This window comes from Pelagivirga sediminicola, assembly GCF_003072125.1.
Classification (GTDB): Bacteria; Pseudomonadota; Alphaproteobacteria; order Rhodobacterales; family Rhodobacteraceae; genus Roseovarius; species Roseovarius sediminicola.
Genome location: NZ_QCYH01000025.1, coordinates 1 through 15,449 on the forward strand (window position 1 = coordinate 1; position 15,449 = coordinate 15,449).

The window sequence follows — 15,449 nt, forward strand, 5'->3', positions numbered from 1 at the left end:
CTGCTGACGCAGACCTTGTCGCAGGCGCGTCACGCGTCAGGAATACATCAAATCAATGGGCCGGAACCGCCGCATACGATCGAGATCGCGGGCGCGCAGTTACATCCCACACCGCTCGTCGAAAGCATCGCCATGGCCTCTGTCGCACCACCCGTGCCCTCAGGCACGGCCAGTGCGGAATTGCGCCTGCCCGCCAGGCTGATCGAGGAGGGACATCTCTCCGAGGCGCAGCTCGAGACCATCATTATGGCCCATGATGCCCATGGGCGTGACCTGCCGGGGCGGTTTACCATCGACGAGGACCAGACCAAGCTGACGCGCGCAGATGATAACCCCGAGGCACGTGTCTATCGCCTTGGCTATTTCCTCGGGGACGGCACCGGCTGCGGCAAAGGCCGCGAATGCGCGGGGCTCATTCTCGTGAACTGGCTGGCCGGGCGCAGGAAGGCGATCTGGGTCTCCAAATCCGCCACGCTTATCGAGGACGCCATCCGCGACTGGACCGATCTCGGCGGCTCGCCCGCCGACATCCAGCCGCTCTCCAAATGGAAACCGGACCAGCCCATCCCGATGGGCGACGGTATCCTTTTTGTCACCTACGCCACGCTGCGGTCCGCGGGCAAATGCGGCACCACGCGACTGAGCCAGATCCTCGACTGGATGGGCGAAGACTTTGAAGGCGTTTTCGCTTTTGATGAGGCCCATGCCATGCAGAACGCGGCAGGGTCCGAGCAGGGCAGGGGGGTCAAACCCTCCCAGCAGGGCCTTGCGGGCCTGCGGCTGCAACTGGCCGCGCCGCGCGCCCGCGTCTTCTACATCTCGGCCACGGGCGCCACGAGCGTGCACAACCTGGCCTATGCCGCGCGTCTCGGTCTCTGGGGGCAAGGCCCCGAATACCCCTTCCCGAGCCGCGAGAGTTTCGTCTCGGCGATGGAAGCCGGCGGCGTGGCTGCCATGGAGGTGGTCGCGCGCGATCTCAAGACGCTCGGCCTCTACACGGCCCGTGCCCTCAGCTTTGATGGCGTGGAATATGACGTGCTCGAACACGCGCTCACCCCGGCCCAGATCGAGATCTACGACGCCTATGCGGGTGCGTTTCGGACGATCCACCACAATCTCGAGGCCGCGCTGACAGCGACCGGCGTTAACGACGCCTCGGGAGAGACCAATGCCTCGGCCGCACGCGCCTCGGCCAAATCCCGTTTCGAGAGCACGAAGCAGCGGTTTTTCAACCATCTCCTGATGGGCATGAAAGCCCCGACCATCATCCGCGCGATCGAGGAAGATCTGGCGGCGGGCAACGCTTGCGTCATCCAGGTGGTCTCGACAGGCGAAAGCCTGCTCAAACGCCGGCTTGAGACGATGGACCCGGAGGATGAACTCGTCGAGGGTGCCTTGACGCCGCGCGACTATGTTCTCGGCTACCTCGAACAGGCCTTCCCGATTCATGCGCAAAAGCTGGTCGAGATCGACGGGAACATGGTGGCCGAGCCGCTTCGGGATGCGAACGGCGCCTTGGTCGTCTCACGCGAGGCGCTCGCCTTGCGCGACGCCGCGATGATGGAGCTGATGACGCTGGCGCCGATCCCCTCGGCGCTCGATCAGATCCTCTGGGCCTTTGGCGATGAGGCCGTGGCAGAAGTCACAGGCCGATCTATCCGGCCCCTCAAGGCCGAGGACGGCCATCTCTTCATCGAGAAGCGCGCCGCCAGCAGCAATTCCTCCGAAACCCAAGCCTTCATGGACGGTGAGAAGGATATCCTGATCTTCTCCGATGCAGGCGGCACGGGCCGGTCCTATCACGCGGCGCAAACGGCGAAGAACCAGAAACGGCGGCGGCACTACCTGTTGGAGCCCGGCTGGCGCGCCGACGCGGCAATCCAGGGGCTTGGGCGCACCCATCGCTCGGCCCAGGTCAGCGCGCCCTTCTTCCGGGTCTGCACCTCGGATGTGCATGGCGAGAAACGCTTCACCTCGACTATAGCCAAGCGCCTCGACCAGCTGGGAGCCCTGACCAAGGGTCAGCGCGAGACCGGCTCGCAAGGCATGTTCCGCGAGGAGGACAATCTCGAAAGCCCGATCGCGCGCGCGGCATTGCGTGGCTACTATGCCGATCTTGCCGCCGGGCGCGCCGAGGCGATGAGCTACGAGAGCTTAACCGACTGGACGGCCCTGCGGCTGATCGACAAGGATGGGGTGCTCCTTGAGGAGCTTCCCCCGATCCAGCGGTTTCTCAACCGGGTGCTTGCCCTGCCCATCCACATGCAGAACGCGCTCTTTGCCGAGTTCATGCGCCGGATTGCTGATCAGACGGAACGTGCGCGCGCGGCGGGCACGCTCGATCTCGGCGTGGAAACCCTGCGCGGCGAAAAGATCGAACAGGTCTCCACAGAGGATCTCTGGACCTGCCCGAAATCCGGTGCGGTCACGCGGATCATCGGACTTGAGGTGACGGACCCGGTGCACGTGCTGTCGGCGGATGACGCGCTGTCGCGCAATCCCGACAAGCTGCCCATGGTCAACCGCGCTTCCGGCCGCGCGGCGCTGATCTCGGCGCGGCCCATGCAGATGTATGACGAGGATATCGTCACACTGATGCGCAAGGTGGTGCGGCCAAACGGGTCGAGCTATCTCGAAGAGGCGCGGTTCGTGTCCTCGGCCTGGGAAGCCATCGGAAGGCCCGAGTTTGCAGGGCTTTGGGATACCGAGGCTGCATCCCTGCCAAAAACCACCACGACCAAGCTTTACCTGCTGACCGGGCTCTTGTTGCCGATCTGGAAGGAGATTCCGACCACCAATGAACGCATCTACAGGGTCACGCCGGACGGGGCGACCGCCATGATCGGGCGCACGCTGAGCGAAGAAGGGGTGGCTGCGCTGCGCGCCCGCTTCCTCGCTTCCAACCCGCAAACGCCGCGGGAGATGCTGATCGCCGCCCTCGGCACCACCGTACCTGTCGATCTGGGCCGGGGTTTGACGCTGACCCGTCGCCGGGTCGCAGGCGAGATGCGCCTAGAGTTGGGCGGTGCGGATCGGGGCATGATCGACGGCCTCAAGGCCCTCGGCTGTTTCACCGAGATCATCGCCTTCCAGCTGCGGGTGTTCCTGCCGCATGGGGACGGGGTCGACACGGGGAGCATTCTGGCCCGGATCGTTGGGCAGGGAACCACCAAGGCGGCAGAACAAGCCGCCTGAAAAGTCAAAGAGGGCTTTGGGCCGGGCGTCGCGGATCGGGGTTTGGCCGGTCTGCGTTTTCCGGGCGCGCGCTGACCAATGCCACGCCCGGCCCCCCCAACTTCAGACAAGAGGACAGACCCATGACCAATCCCCAGATCGACTATGCCGCAATGGCGGCTCAGTGGCGCGCGGAGCGCGAAACCACGCTGAAGGCGACCCGAGCGGAGCTGCTCGCGCAACTACGTGCGCTTGGCATCAGCGAGGTCACTGCCGAGTACGAAGGCTATGGCGACTCCGGCAATGTCGAGGATGTGACCGTGCAGCCTGCGGAGATCAAACTGCCGGAAGCGCTTGCCACAGAGGTTGGCGACTTCGCCTGGTCGCTCGCCTATCACCATCACCCAGGGTTCGAGAATAACGAGGGCGGCTACGGCACGCTGACCTGGGACTTGCGCAACGACAGTATCACCTTGGATCATGCCGACCGCTATGTCGAATGCTCGCACAGCTATGTCGAGGGTCTTTGAGATGGCCCATCCGCTTCATCATGCTGAAAGCTCTGCCCGGAAATTCGGCGGGGTGCCGTCTGACTATCAGTCTGTGCACGATTGGTTTGACGCCTCGAAAGAGCACCTCGCGCTCTTCACGCACCGCGCCATGCGTCACCATGCGCAAGGCCTGTTTGAGGCCGAACGGGTTTTTGGCCTGACACTGACCAATAGTGCGGGCCGCGACATCCCCGTGCGCTGGATCGGCGAGCAGCATATCCGTGAAGACTGCCAGGGCCGCATCCCGAGCATGGCGGACTGGCTGCGACGGATACAGCCTGAGCCATGGATGGCCAATGGCCACATCGACCGGCATTCCGGCGATGAGCCCTGCGGCGACCCAAGGGTTGCCTGGGCCTCCGAGGTCGCCGCCGGAAGAACGGTTCTTGGCCTGAAGGATTGGATGGCGGCGCGCGCGACGCAAGCCACGCAAGGTGCCTGACAGCTCTCGGCCGTTTGCCAAACAAATGCTGCATGGAAGCCCGGTTGGACGACCGGGCTTCTTGCGTCGTTTCCCCACCATTCTTCTTGAGGAGGTTCGCATGACACTCGATGAAATCAAGGCGGCCGTTGATGCCGGCCAGACCGTGCATTGGGCCAATACCGGCTACGTCGTCCACAAGGACCGGCTCGGTCAGTACCTCATCACCTATGTGCCGAATGGTAGCTGCATCGGTCTGACCGACCGGGGCGGGCACCGGTTGAACGGAAAAGAAACGGAGTTTTTCGTCGCGCAATCGAAGGACGCCGCAGAAAATCCGGGCAACCAATCAAGACCAGACGGGCAGGGGAGGGGCGTAGCACCCGGAGGCGCGGGGGCATTCCCACTCGGACGGCAGCTTTGACCCGTGGGCGGGGCTGAAAGGAAAGCAGGCTTTCTGATTTGTGATCCCTCAAGGGGTCGAGAAAGCAATCCCGGATGCGTTGGCAAAAACGTCAGGCACCGGCCAATCCAAAAGGAACCATCCCATGTTCGCAGGAACCCTCACCCGCAATGTCGAGACCGCAGCCGCCGAGTACACCGGCATGATCCATTCGACGCGCTTTGACATCGCCATCCAGCTCGAGGCACGGGCCAAGATGTCCGCTCGCAGCCCGGATTACGACGTGACGGCAGTCAACAAATCAGGCCGCAAGGTGCGTATCGGCACGGCCTGGAACGAGACCGGGAATACCAGCGGCAACCCCTACATCTCGATGCAGATCGATGTCGGCCTCGGCCCGTTCCGGGTCAACGCGGTGCAGACGAAAGAGGCGCGCGCGGCCCAGAGCGGCGAATTCGAGATCATCCCGCTGGTCTCGAACGGCCTGATGAAATCCGGCTCGATCTCGGGCGAGCTCACCGCCATGGACGCTGACAACGCCTTCACGGGCTACATCGCCAACATGATGTTCGATCTGGAGTTCATGCTGATCGAGAACAGCTACAAATCCGAGGAGACCCACCCAGATTACCGGATCGAGGTCAGCTCGCCCCGGGGTAAACCAATCCGCGTCGGCTCGGCGTGGATGGCCAAAAGCAGCCGCACGGGCAATGACTACCTGTCGCTGCTGATCAACACGCCTGATGGCGACTTGCGCGTCAACGCCGTGCAGAACGAAGAACAGCGCGGCGGGCAGACCTTCTCGATCATCCCGTTCATCGACAGCGGTGAGCAGCCGCAGGACGCGGGCGCGGGGCTCTCCTTGGTCGCCTAATCGGCGCGCGAGGAGAGACGATCTGAATCGAAAGGGGAGCCGTGGGATCACGGTTCCCCTTTTTCCATGTCCGTTTGCGTAAAGGACGTCACCCGCTTGCGATCTGGTGTAAATGCGATACAATAATATATTAACGCAATATCGAGGGCGAGCGCGTGGCGGCTAGATCAGGGACGGTTCCATGGTTCGAGAGCTTTGATGTTGAGGCAGAGGTTGCAGAACTCCTTGCTCATATCGAGCGCTGCACTGGATTTTCGCTACCCGCCCGAAAGCGTGAAGTCATCATGACCCATGCAAGGGCGAAGCTCGACAGGACAAGGCAGGCATATCAGGAGGCCAAGGCGGTGGGAAAGTCGGTGTCCACCTCGCGGCGTGCGTATCTGACCGACCTGCAGGACACGATCTTCATGGCGATCCCGGAAGAGAACCTCGCGCTGATGCCGCTAAGCCAACAGGTCCTGAACGACCCGTCATTTTACGCGGATGCCATGCACCGCGCCGCCGCGATCAGCGAGGATGAGCTTTTCATGGCGTTGTCCTCATCGCTGAACGATATGACGGTCCAAGACGCTCGGGCGTTTGTCTCGAAGCTGTGGCACAGCACGATCGATGACAATTCCCGCAAATTCGCCGAAGCCCTGAAGCGCCCCGAGCGTGAACCGCAGCCCTTTCGCCCGGGGAACACCGTGTAAGATCGGAGCCATTCTCTTGGCTTGAGCCGTACCGAAGTTGGCCGCCTCGAACCCCCTTTCCTGGAGGTGGCATCCTGTGCAGCGTGCGAAAGCCGTTGAAGGTGCTGTGGTGACGTCTACTGTCGCCAACATGATGAACCGGGATCACATGCGCGCCTTCTTGCGGCGCGCCGCAGCGCTTGCCGCTTTTGTCGCACTGCTCTGGGCGGTCCAAGTCGTCAATTGGATCACCGGCTACGGCTTGAACCCGGCCTTCGGCCTGATCCCCCGGCACGTCAGCGGATTGGATGGTGTCATCACCATGCCCCTCCTGCATGGAAGCTTCGCGCACCTTATGGCCAATACGCCGCCGCTCTTGGTGATGGGTGGGCTGCTGGTGGCCACGACCACGAGGGCCTTGCTGCCGGTGAACGCAGTGGTGATCGGCCTCGGCGGCGGACTCGTCTGGCTGTTCGGAAGCTCCGCCATCCATATCGGTGCGTCAGGGTTGGTCTTCGGCTGGTTTGGCTTCCTCGTCGCGCGCGGCTTCGTGGATCGCTCATTGATCACGCTGGGCGCGGCACTGGTGGTCGGTGTTCTCTATGGCTCCCTTCTCTGGGGCGTTCTTCCGGGCCAACCCGGCGTCTCGTAGGAGGCGCATCTCTTCGGCGCCATCGCGGGCGCGGGCGCTGCGTTCCTAATCCGAACGCATGTACATGCGCCGCGCCTCGGCGGCGTCGATCTGGACTGAAGCCGTACGCCAGACGTGGTCGGCCCATTGCCGACCTTGAGACAGAGCGGTCTCGCTGCGGCGCAGTTTCACCGAAGCGGTCTTTCATGCGTCGCGCAGCATTTTCCGACGGCCGACGTCGGCTGAGCGGGACTTTTCGGGCTTTCGCTGCGCCGTTCACGAAGGTCCGTTGCCCCCTCTTCTTTAGGGTGGACTAAGCATCGAGTAACGCATCGATCACCGCGCATTCTGGGGCAGCATCGCCGGTGCATCGCGCAACAGTGTCCGACAGGACGCGCTCGATGCGCTGCAGATCGGCAATCTTGGCCTGAACGTCAGTCAGATGATCTTCGGCGATGATCTGCACCTCGGCGCATGTCCGGGATCGGTCATCGACCAGCCCAAGCAGCCCGCGAACCTCTTCGAGAGAAAAGCCTAGATCGCGGGACCGCATGACGAATTTCAGCCGCTTGACGTGGGCATCGTCGTAGCTTCGGTAGCCCTTCGTACTGCGCGGCGGGTCCGGCATGATCCCGATTTTCTCGTAATAGCGAATGGTTTCCAGGTTGCAGCCCGTTGCGCGGGCCAAATCGCCCCGCCGAATTGATCTCACGCTTGTGTTACTCATTGTGCCGAAAAATCCCTTGAGCCTGTATCAACTACAGACCCTAGAACGGTGGAAACATCTGTTCAAGGAAGATTCGATGGAACAACATTTGGCGGAACTTCCGCAATCTCAGTCGCAGAAAATTGGCGACGAAACCACCAAGGGATGGGGCGTGACCGGCCTCGGCGTCCTCGGTGCGCTGGCGATGACTTCTTGCTGCATCCTTCCATTGGTGCTGGTCAGCTTTGGCGTGACAGGCGTGTTCATCGCGCAGCTCGGGGCGCTCTATGCCTACAAATGGTACACCTTCGCGCTGAGCGCCGCGTTTTTGGGATACGGCTTCTACAAGGCTTACAAGCCTGTAGATGCCGAGGCCTGTGCCGATGGCACCTGCGCCCGCCCCATCGACCGCCGCATCATGCGCGCAACCCTCTGGGCCGCTTCCGCGATTGTCGCTGTCGCCATGATCTTTCCCTACATCACCCCCTTCATCCTGAAATTCTGAACGAGGACCATGACCATGAAGCATCTCCTGTTATCCGCCCTGGCCATCGTCGCACTCTCGACCCCGGCCCTCGCTGAAGAGCGCCAGGTCGAGATCGCCGTCAGCGAACTGACATGCCCGTCCTGTTCGTTCATTGTTGCCAGCTCGATGCGCGGTGTTCCGTCGGTCGAGATCGCCGCATTCGAGGACGGCCCCGAATACGGGCAGGGTGTTTACAGCGTGACCTACGATGACGCCGAAACTTCCATCGAAAGCATCATCGGCGCGGTGACGGCCAATGGCTATCCGGCGCAGGTGCTGCCCGACACAGCCTCCTGAGCCGCCTGCAATGCGTGACAATCTCCTGCAATGCGTGACAATCTGATGGGTGGCCTGCTGGCCTTCGGAATAGCAGCTCCGGTCGTGGTCGTCTGCTGCGGCGGCGGAACTGCCGTGCTTGCAGCGTTGTTCGGCGGCGTTGGGGCTTGGCTCTCTGGAATGAGTGGCATTGCCGTGCTGGTTTTGGCGGGTCTGACCTACCTGATCGTCCGCGCACTGCGTCGTTCGCAAATGAAACGCGCCTCCGGCCCCGACCCATCACAAAGAAAGACGGCTCCTTGACTGACACACCTGAAAATTCCGACCGTCTGCTGAAATGGGGGCTTGGCGGTGCGCTCTTCGCCGCGCTCTGCTGCTTTACACCGCTTCTGGTCGTCATCGTCGCTGGCGTCGGATTGTCGGCCCTCACGGGCTGGCTCGATTACGCCCTGTTCCCGCTGCTGTTTTTCAGCCTCGCCGTGGTGGCACAGGCCCTTTGGCTGCGCGCTGGCAAACCGGGACCGGCCCCGAAACTTTGGGCCACCGGCCTCGCGGTGGCCCTGTCGATCCTGATCATTCTTCTCGAATTCAGGTTCGCAATACGGATCACAATCGGCGTTTTCGCCGCCACAGCACTCTACGCGGTTCTCCTGAACCGTGCGCAAAAGAAAGGATCGCTCTTATGATGATGGGATGTTGCACCGCCACCGGCATGGTCTTCGGCCTCCTCGGCATGTTGACACCGCTGATCGCCATCGGCGCGGTCATATATCTGCTCGCCGCCAGACCAAAAGACCCCGAACATGGCGAGGCGCGCTGAGATGAAAGACCTGAACAAAAACGACGATGAACAGGGCGGCTATGACCTGATCGTTCTTGGGGCCGGATCGGCGGGGTTCTCCGCCGCAATTACCGGCGCGGATGCCGGAAAGCGTGTCGCCCTCGTAGGACATGGCACCATCGGCGGAACTTGCGTCAACGTGGGATGCGTGCCCTCCAAGGCGATGATCCGTGCGGCAGAGGCCGTGCACTGTGCGGGGGCTGCCAAGCGGTTCCCCGGCCTGTCGGGACGGGCACAAGTGGATGATTGGCAGACGCTCGTTCAGTCCAAGGACGATCTGGTCACGACCCTGCGCCAGAAGAAATACGCGGACCTTCTGCCGGAATATGAGGATGTCGATTACATCGACGCCGGTCCCGCGCGGCTGATCGAAGGTGGCGTGACAGTCGGTGAGCGAACCCTGAAAGCACCGAGGACCATCATCGCCACGGGCGGGCGTCCCGTTCTGCCGACCATCGACGGCATCGAGGAAATCGGCGCGCTCAACAGCACCAGTCTTCTGGAACTCGAAGTACTGCCGAAAAGCCTGATCTTCATCGGCGCGGGCTACATCGGCGCGGAGCTGGCCCAGATGATGAGCCGCATGGGCGTGAAGGTCACGCTTGTCGCCCGTTCGCATCTGTTGCCCGGCGCGGAACCAGAGGTCTCGGAGGCATTGGCGGCGGCGTTCGAGGCCGAAGGCATCACCCTTCTGACCGGGTTAAGCTACGACACTGTGCGCCGCGACGACGCGGGCGTGACACTGCGCGTGATCCAGAACGGAAAGCCTGTCGAAGTGACGGCGGATCACCTCGTTTCGACCGCTGGCAGGCGGGCCAATACCAAAGATATGGGCCTGGACGCAATCGGCGTGGAAACCGACGCGCGTGGGTCCATCGTCGTCGGCGAGGACATGCAGACATCGGTGCGCGGCATCTATGCCGCAGGCGATGTGACCGACCGCGACCAGTTCGTCTATATGGCGGCCTATGGTGCAAAGCTCGCGGCCAAAAATGCGGTTCTCGGCGAAGACCATCGCTACGACAACGCCGCGATGCCCTGGGTGGTGTTTTCCGACCCGCAGGTCGCGGGCGTCGGTCTCGGTGAAGCCCAGGCGCGGGACGCGGGCCTCGACGTCAAGACGTCCATCGTACCGCTCGATCAGGTGCCGCGCGCACTGGCCGCACGCGACACGCGCGGATTGATCAAGCTGGTGGCGGACAGAAAGTCCGACCGGCTGCTTGGCGGCCAGATCATCGCGCCCGAGGGGTCCGATACGATCCAGACCCTCGTTATGGCGCTGAAGTTTGGCATGACCACAAAGGCGCTCGGGGAGACGATCTTCCCCTATCTGACGACCGTGGAAGGGCTGAAGCTGGCGGCGCAAACCTTCGATATGGACGTGGCAAAGTTGAGCTGCTGCGCCGGATGAAGATCAGGACAAGGACCGGAGAATGAATGAAGACTACGACCTGATCGTCATCGGGGCGGGCATGGCGGGCGTGGCCGCGGCCAACAAATGTGGCGCGGCAGGATGGCGTGTCGCCATTGTCGATGCGCTGCCCTACGGCGGCACCTGCGCATTGCGCGGCTGCGATCCAAAGAAAATCCTGCGGCGCGGTGCGGAAATCATGGACGCGGCACGGCTCATGCAGGGCAAGGGGATCGATCCCGGTGATCTGTCGATCAACTGGGCCGATCTGATGGCACACAAGCGTGGCTTCACCGATCCCGTGCCGGACAAGATGGAAAAGGGCCTGTCGGGCAACGGCGTCGAAACCCTGCATGGAGCCGCGCGGTTCACGGGAAGCAACACGCTGGAGGTCGATGGAACGGCATATCAGTCGGAACGGTTCCTCGTGGCCGCCGGTGCCATGCCCAGGCCGCTGAGCTTCACAGGGGCCGATCTCGTGATCGACAGCACGGATTTCCTCAACCTGGAGGCCCTTCCCAATCGGGTTCTTTTTATCGGTGGCGGCTTCGTGTCCTTCGAGTTTGCGCATATCGCCGCACGGGCCGGAGCCAACCCGATCATCGTGGATCGTGGCGCCCGGCCCTTACGCGGCTTCGATCCCGATCTGGTCGAAATGCTGATCGACCGCAGCGGCGGTATCGGCGTGGACCTGATGCGCGAAACCGAAATCGTGTCGGTCTCGGAAGCCAGTAGAGCATTCACTGTCGAGGTGAAGTCGGGCGATGAAACCCGAACAATCGAAACCGATCTGGTCGTGCATGGCGCGGGCCGTGTGGCAGCCCTGGCCGATCTGAATCTTGAGGCGGCTGGTGTTGATTACAGCGACAAGGGCATCGTTGTAGCCCCGCATCTGCAAAGCACGACAAACAGCGCGGTCTTTGCCGCCGGAGATTCCGCCGACACCGATGGCATGCCGCTGACGCCAGTCGCAGTGATCGAAGGGAAGGTCGCGGCCTCCAACATGCTCAAAGACACTCAGACCGCACCGGATTATGCCGGTATTCCTACAGCCGTCTTCACAGTCCCGGAAGTGGCGCGTGTCGGCATGTTGGAAAGTGAGGCAAGGGACGCCGGGTATGATGTCGATGTTCGGTTCACCGACACTGGCGATTGGTATTCGAACTACCGGATCGGCGAGACCTCTGCTGCCGCGAAGGTCCTCGTGGACAAGTCGAACGGCAAGATCCTCGGCGCGCACCTGTTCGGCCCGGAATACGGCGAACTGATCAATTTCTTCGGGCTGGCAATCAAGCTGGGCCTGGCGGCCAAGCAACTTAAGTCGATGACGGCGGCCTATCCAAGTGTTGGATCGGATTTGGGCTCGCTTCTCTGAATTTGAAAGATTTTTCGCAATAGACCCGATCCTCCTCGGAACGTATGTCTGGCCCGATGAAGACGGTTCTTATCTACTTCGCCGCTGCGCTGGCCGAAATTGCCGGATGCTTTGCTTTCTGGGCCTGGTTCCGGCTGGACAAGAGCGTGTTTTGGTTGGCACCGGGCATGCTGTCCCTTGCCGCTTTCGCCTGGCTACTGGCGCTCAGCCCCGCCGATCAGGCGGGCCGCGCCTATGCAGTCTACGGTGGCGTTTACATCGTATCGTCCCTGCTGTGGCTATGGGGCGTAGAAGGGCATCGCCCGGATCAATGGGATGTAGTTGGAGCGGTCATTTGCCTTGTCGGTGCGGGTATTATTCTCTGGGCACCGCGCAGTATTTGAGAGGCAGCCGCAGACGGGGTGAAGCGCTGAATCGTTCGATTAGATCGCCTTTTGGTTCACGCGTTCCGACAACTCGGCGCTGCTTTCCCTCCGCATCGCGGCTGCGATCAAGCAGGTTTTCTACCGCCCTCGAAAGCAGCGATACATCCTTTACGCAGCATCGGTCAAAGTGGGCTCAAACCGGTCATTCGCCGCACCCCGCGCGAACGGCCGCAGTCAGCTTAGCGTAGGATTCCACACTCTCCCGCAAACGACCCCTTATGAGTAGTCAGAAAGATAACCGGCAGGCCAATCTGACGCGCGGCATCCGCGTCGAGATCGCCAGCCTCGTCTACAACATCATCGAGGTCGTCGTATCCGTCACCGTGGGACTTCTGACCGGCAGCGCGGCACTGGTAAGCTGGGGTCTCGACAGCACGGTCGAAGCCACCTCAGCCGCGACGCTGATCTGGCGCTTGAAGGGGGAGAAGGACGGTGCCGGCAAGCGCACGGTCCTGCACCGCAAGAAGGTCGCGCTCTACGTGGTTGCCTGTGCCTTCTGGATCGTCGTCGCGGCGATCCTCTACGAGGTAAACCTCCGCCGAGGGCCGTCTGGCTGCTGGGCTGTGAGATCGTTTATCGAGTGTCCTTATGGACGCACACGAAGACACCCCCCGCATTCAAGTTTTGTCGGTCTCTGATACTGGCCGTCGCCGCCGTTGGTCAGATGACGAAAAGATCCGTATCGTTGAGGAAAGCTTTGGCGACGGCGTGACATTGGCTGAGGTAGCACGACGCCATGATGTTTCGCGGTCTCAGCTTTACGATTGGCGTTATCGCCATAAGAATGGATTGCTTGGTTCTGGCCCGCAATTTTTGCGGGTTATGAAGATCGAAGATGCTTCTGATGGCTCTGACACTGCGCCAGCGCCGCAAGTTCCTGTCATGACTATTGATCTTGGCCCGCGGTGTCGTGTGGCGATCCCGTCAGGTTTTGACATGGAAGCTGCTGCGCATCTGCTCAACGGCTTGATGGTGCGGTCATGATCGCGTTTCCGGCTGGAACGAAGGTGTGGATTGCAGGCGGTGTGACGGATATGCGCCGAGGCATGAATACTTTGGCGCTGACAGTGCAACAGGGGCTTGGGCGTGATCCGCATGCGGGCGAGATCTTTTGCTTTCGAGGCCGCAAGGGTGACCTGGTGAAGCTGCTCTGGCATGATGGGGTGGGCATGTCGTTATATTTGAAGCGTCTTGAGGCGGGGAAGTTCATCTGGCCGGTGAGCCAAGACGGGACGGCTGTTGCGATATCTGCGGCGCAGTTGGGCTATCTTCTTGAGGGGATCGATTGGCGCAATCCACGCTGGACGCAAAGGCCCAAAGCGGCTGGATAATTTGTGCTGAAGCGACTGTTTTTATTGGTGATTAGCGTCTTTTGTGGTAAATATTTGCCATGTCACACGCCGCTTCCGAAATTGCCAGATTAAGCGCTGCACTTGCCGCGCAGACTGCCCGTGCGCAGGCTGCGGAAGCCGAATTGGCGCAGGCCCGCGCCCTAGCCTCCTGCACGGACGCAATGATCCAAGAATTGAAGCTGGAGATCGCCAAGCTGCGGCGCGACAAATACGGCATCTCCTCCGAGCGTCGCGCGCGGCTGATTGATCAGCTGGAATTGCAGCTTGAGGAATTGGAAGCGGCCGCAACGGAAGATGCGCTGGCGGCTGAACAGGCTGCGGACAAGACCAGTACCGTGCGTGCCTTCACGCGACGCAAGCCCGTGCGCAAACCCTTTCCCGACCATCTACCGCGCGAGCGTGTCGTGGTAGAGGCCCCGACCAGCTGCACCTGCTGTGGTTCAGACCGCATCGTCAAAATGGGCGAGGATATTACGGAGACACTGGAGGTCATCCCACGCCAGTGGAAGGTGATCCAGACGGTCCGCGAGAAGTTCACTTGCCGAGCTTGCGAGAAGATCAGCCAACCGTCGGCCCCGTTCCACGCCATTCCACGCGGTTGGGCAGGGCCGCAACTGATCGCGATGATCGCCTTCGACAAGTATGGACAACACCAACCGTTGAACCGGCAATCCGAGCGCATTGCACGTGAGGGGATTGAGCTAAGTCTGTCCACCTTGGCTGATCTGATCGGTCATGCCTGTGTGGCGCTGACTCCCATTCATGCGTTGATCGCGCGCCATGTGCTGGATGCTGGCCGCTTGCACGGTGACGATACCACCGTGCCGCTTCTGGCGCGTGGCGGCACAAGGACGGCGCGACTGTGGACCTATGTGCGCGATGATCGACCGTGGGATGGGGGTGCGCCACCTGCCGCACTCTTCCACTTCTCAACAGATCGCCGGAAAGAACACCCGACACGGCATCTGGCCGAATGGCACGGTGTCCTTCAGTCGGACGTTTATGGTGGCTACAATGATCTGTATCTCGCAGATCGTAGTCCGGGCCCGGTCCGTAGTGCGCTGTGCTGGAGCCACGCAAGACGCAAGTTCTTTGAACTGGCCGAGATCAAGGCCATAGCCCGCAAGGGCAAAAAGGTAGCGCAAGAGATCTCGCCCATCGCGCTGGACGCTGTGACGCGGATTGATGCGATCTTTGCGGCCGAGCGTGACATCACCGGCCTGTCAAATGCAGCGCGTCATGAAGCCCGGCAGCAGTGGGTAGCGCCGATGGTCAATGATCTGCATGATTGGATGCTGGCCGTGCGGGCCCGGATGTCAAAGCACAACCCTGTTGCCAAGGCGATCAACTACATGCTCGAGGGGACAGGCCGCTGGGAGGCCTTCACCGCATTCCTTGATGACGGGTGCATTTGCCTAACGAACAATGCCGCCGAACGCGCGCTCAGAGGGATCGCATTGGGTAGAAAGTCATGGCTTTTTGCAGGGTCTGAACGCGGTGGCGATAGGGCAGCCTTCATGTATACCCTCATCGTCACGGCAAAGATGAACGACATCGACCCGCAGGCATGGATGGCAGACGTCTTGGCGCGGCTGCCCGATATGCCTGTGTCACGCTTACCAGAACTGTTGCCCTGGAATTGGAAGGCCGCCATGGAATTGAAGAGGATTGCTGCATGACATTGGTCGCGCGCCTCAAGGTCACATTGTCCGATGTCGAGCCTCAGGTGCTTCGGCGCTTTGATGTGCCCCTCAAGATCAAGCTGAACCGCCTGCATGATGTGATCCAGGCTGCCATGGGATGGACCGACAG

Annotated in this window: 21 protein-coding genes; 20 read left to right on the top strand and 1 reads right to left on the bottom strand. The window is 61.5% G+C overall.

Features of this window, described 5'->3' with window-relative positions; genetic code table 11:
• The 7 genes from DC366_RS18400 to DC366_RS18430 form a co-directional block, all read left to right on the top strand.
• Positions 1 to 3,195: strawberry notch family protein (locus DC366_RS18400; RefSeq protein ID WP_243405219.1), on the top strand; the 3,195-nt coding region annotated here is incomplete at its 5' end.
• Between the two features lie 122 nt (positions 3,196 to 3,317).
• Positions 3,318 to 3,704, top strand: coding sequence for a DUF6878 family protein (locus tag DC366_RS18405; protein ID WP_108693638.1), 387 nt, complete (start codon positions 3,318 to 3,320; stop codon positions 3,702 to 3,704).
• A gap of 1 nt (position 3,705) precedes the next feature.
• Positions 3,706 to 4,167, top strand: a complete 462-nt coding sequence (locus DC366_RS18410) for a DUF6915 family protein (RefSeq protein WP_037275576.1) — start codon at positions 3,706 to 3,708, stop codon at positions 4,165 to 4,167.
• 100 nt (positions 4,168 to 4,267) lie between these two features.
• On the top strand, positions 4,268 to 4,570 hold the full coding sequence (locus DC366_RS18415) for a hypothetical protein (protein WP_047997781.1): 303 nt from the start codon (positions 4,268 to 4,270) through the stop codon (positions 4,568 to 4,570).
• A gap of 124 nt (positions 4,571 to 4,694) precedes the next feature.
• Positions 4,695 to 5,423, top strand: a complete 729-nt coding sequence (locus DC366_RS18420; RefSeq protein ID WP_108693639.1) for a DUF736 family protein — start codon at positions 4,695 to 4,697, stop codon at positions 5,421 to 5,423.
• A gap of 155 nt (positions 5,424 to 5,578) precedes the next feature.
• On the top strand, positions 5,579 to 6,115 hold the full coding sequence (locus DC366_RS18425; protein ID WP_243405220.1) for a hypothetical protein: 537 nt from the start codon (positions 5,579 to 5,581) through the stop codon (positions 6,113 to 6,115).
• A 109-nt stretch (positions 6,116 to 6,224) separates the two neighbouring features.
• The gene (locus DC366_RS18430; protein WP_243405221.1) at positions 6,225 to 6,746 is read left to right on the top strand and encodes a rhomboid family intramembrane serine protease; all 522 of its coding nucleotides are present in this window, start codon (positions 6,225 to 6,227) and stop codon (positions 6,744 to 6,746) included.
• Positions 6,747 to 7,038: 292 nt separating this feature from the next.
• Here the strand turns inward: DC366_RS18430 and DC366_RS18435 are convergent, their stop codons facing one another.
• Entirely contained in the window at positions 7,039 to 7,452 is a 414-nt protein-coding gene (locus DC366_RS18435) for a MerR family transcriptional regulator (RefSeq protein ID WP_153218054.1), read from the bottom strand.
• 88 nt (positions 7,453 to 7,540) lie between these two features.
• Between DC366_RS18435 and DC366_RS18440 the strand changes: the two genes are divergently transcribed.
• The 13 genes from DC366_RS18440 to DC366_RS18490 form a co-directional block, all read left to right on the top strand.
• Entirely contained in the window at positions 7,541 to 7,936 is a 396-nt protein-coding gene (locus DC366_RS18440) for a mercuric transporter MerT family protein (protein WP_425427228.1), read from the top strand.
• Between the two features lie 15 nt (positions 7,937 to 7,951).
• Positions 7,952 to 8,254, top strand: coding sequence for a heavy-metal-associated domain-containing protein (locus DC366_RS18445; RefSeq protein WP_040545980.1), 303 nt, complete (start codon positions 7,952 to 7,954; stop codon positions 8,252 to 8,254).
• A 30-nt stretch (positions 8,255 to 8,284) separates the two neighbouring features.
• Positions 8,285 to 8,536 (top strand): hypothetical protein, encoded by a 252-nt coding sequence (locus DC366_RS19745; protein WP_072629817.1) that lies wholly within the window; start codon positions 8,285 to 8,287, stop codon positions 8,534 to 8,536.
• Positions 8,533 to 8,919: a mercury resistance system transport protein MerF gene (merF, locus tag DC366_RS18450; RefSeq protein WP_007803570.1), complete on the top strand. Its 387-nt coding sequence runs from the start codon at positions 8,533 to 8,535 to the stop codon at positions 8,917 to 8,919. Before DC366_RS19745 ends, merF begins: the two co-directional genes overlap by 4 nt.
• On the top strand, positions 8,916 to 9,053 hold the full coding sequence (locus DC366_RS20005; protein ID WP_007803572.1) for a hypothetical protein: 138 nt from the start codon (positions 8,916 to 8,918) through the stop codon (positions 9,051 to 9,053). Before merF ends, DC366_RS20005 begins: the two co-directional genes overlap by 4 nt.
• A 1-nt stretch (position 9,054) precedes the next feature.
• A complete protein-coding gene (merA, locus tag DC366_RS18455) occupies positions 9,055 to 10,485 on the top strand; it encodes a mercury(II) reductase (RefSeq protein ID WP_057796628.1) in 1,431 nt (476 codons plus the stop codon).
• A 22-nt stretch (positions 10,486 to 10,507) separates the two neighbouring features.
• Positions 10,508 to 11,860, top strand: a complete 1,353-nt coding sequence (locus DC366_RS18460; RefSeq protein ID WP_017467591.1) for a dihydrolipoyl dehydrogenase family protein — start codon at positions 10,508 to 10,510, stop codon at positions 11,858 to 11,860.
• Positions 11,861 to 11,916: 56 nt separating this feature from the next.
• Positions 11,917 to 12,243, top strand: coding sequence for a YnfA family protein (locus DC366_RS18465; RefSeq protein WP_040546036.1), 327 nt, complete (start codon positions 11,917 to 11,919; stop codon positions 12,241 to 12,243).
• 260 nt (positions 12,244 to 12,503) lie between these two features.
• Positions 12,504 to 12,923, top strand: a complete 420-nt coding sequence (locus DC366_RS18470) for a hypothetical protein (RefSeq protein ID WP_243405222.1) — start codon at positions 12,504 to 12,506, stop codon at positions 12,921 to 12,923.
• Positions 12,874 to 13,269 carry an IS66-like element accessory protein TnpA gene (gene tnpA / locus DC366_RS18475; RefSeq protein ID WP_108693641.1) on the top strand — a complete coding sequence of 132 codons (396 nt, stop codon included), beginning with the start codon at positions 12,874 to 12,876 and terminating at the stop codon, positions 13,267 to 13,269. Before DC366_RS18470 ends, tnpA begins: the two co-directional genes overlap by 50 nt.
• The gene (tnpB, locus tag DC366_RS18480; RefSeq protein WP_072630505.1) at positions 13,266 to 13,616 is read left to right on the top strand and encodes an IS66 family insertion sequence element accessory protein TnpB; all 351 of its coding nucleotides are present in this window, start codon (positions 13,266 to 13,268) and stop codon (positions 13,614 to 13,616) included. Before tnpA ends, tnpB begins: the two co-directional genes overlap by 4 nt.
• Positions 13,617 to 13,675: 59 nt before the next feature.
• Positions 13,676 to 15,316 carry an IS66 family transposase gene (gene tnpC, locus DC366_RS18485; protein WP_108693642.1) on the top strand — a complete coding sequence of 547 codons (1,641 nt, stop codon included), beginning with the start codon at positions 13,676 to 13,678 and terminating at the stop codon, positions 15,314 to 15,316.
• Positions 15,313 to 15,449: IS1096 element passenger TnpR family protein (locus DC366_RS18490; RefSeq protein WP_165802961.1), on the top strand; the 137-nt coding region annotated here is incomplete at its 3' end. The genes tnpC and DC366_RS18490, both read left to right, overlap by 4 nt.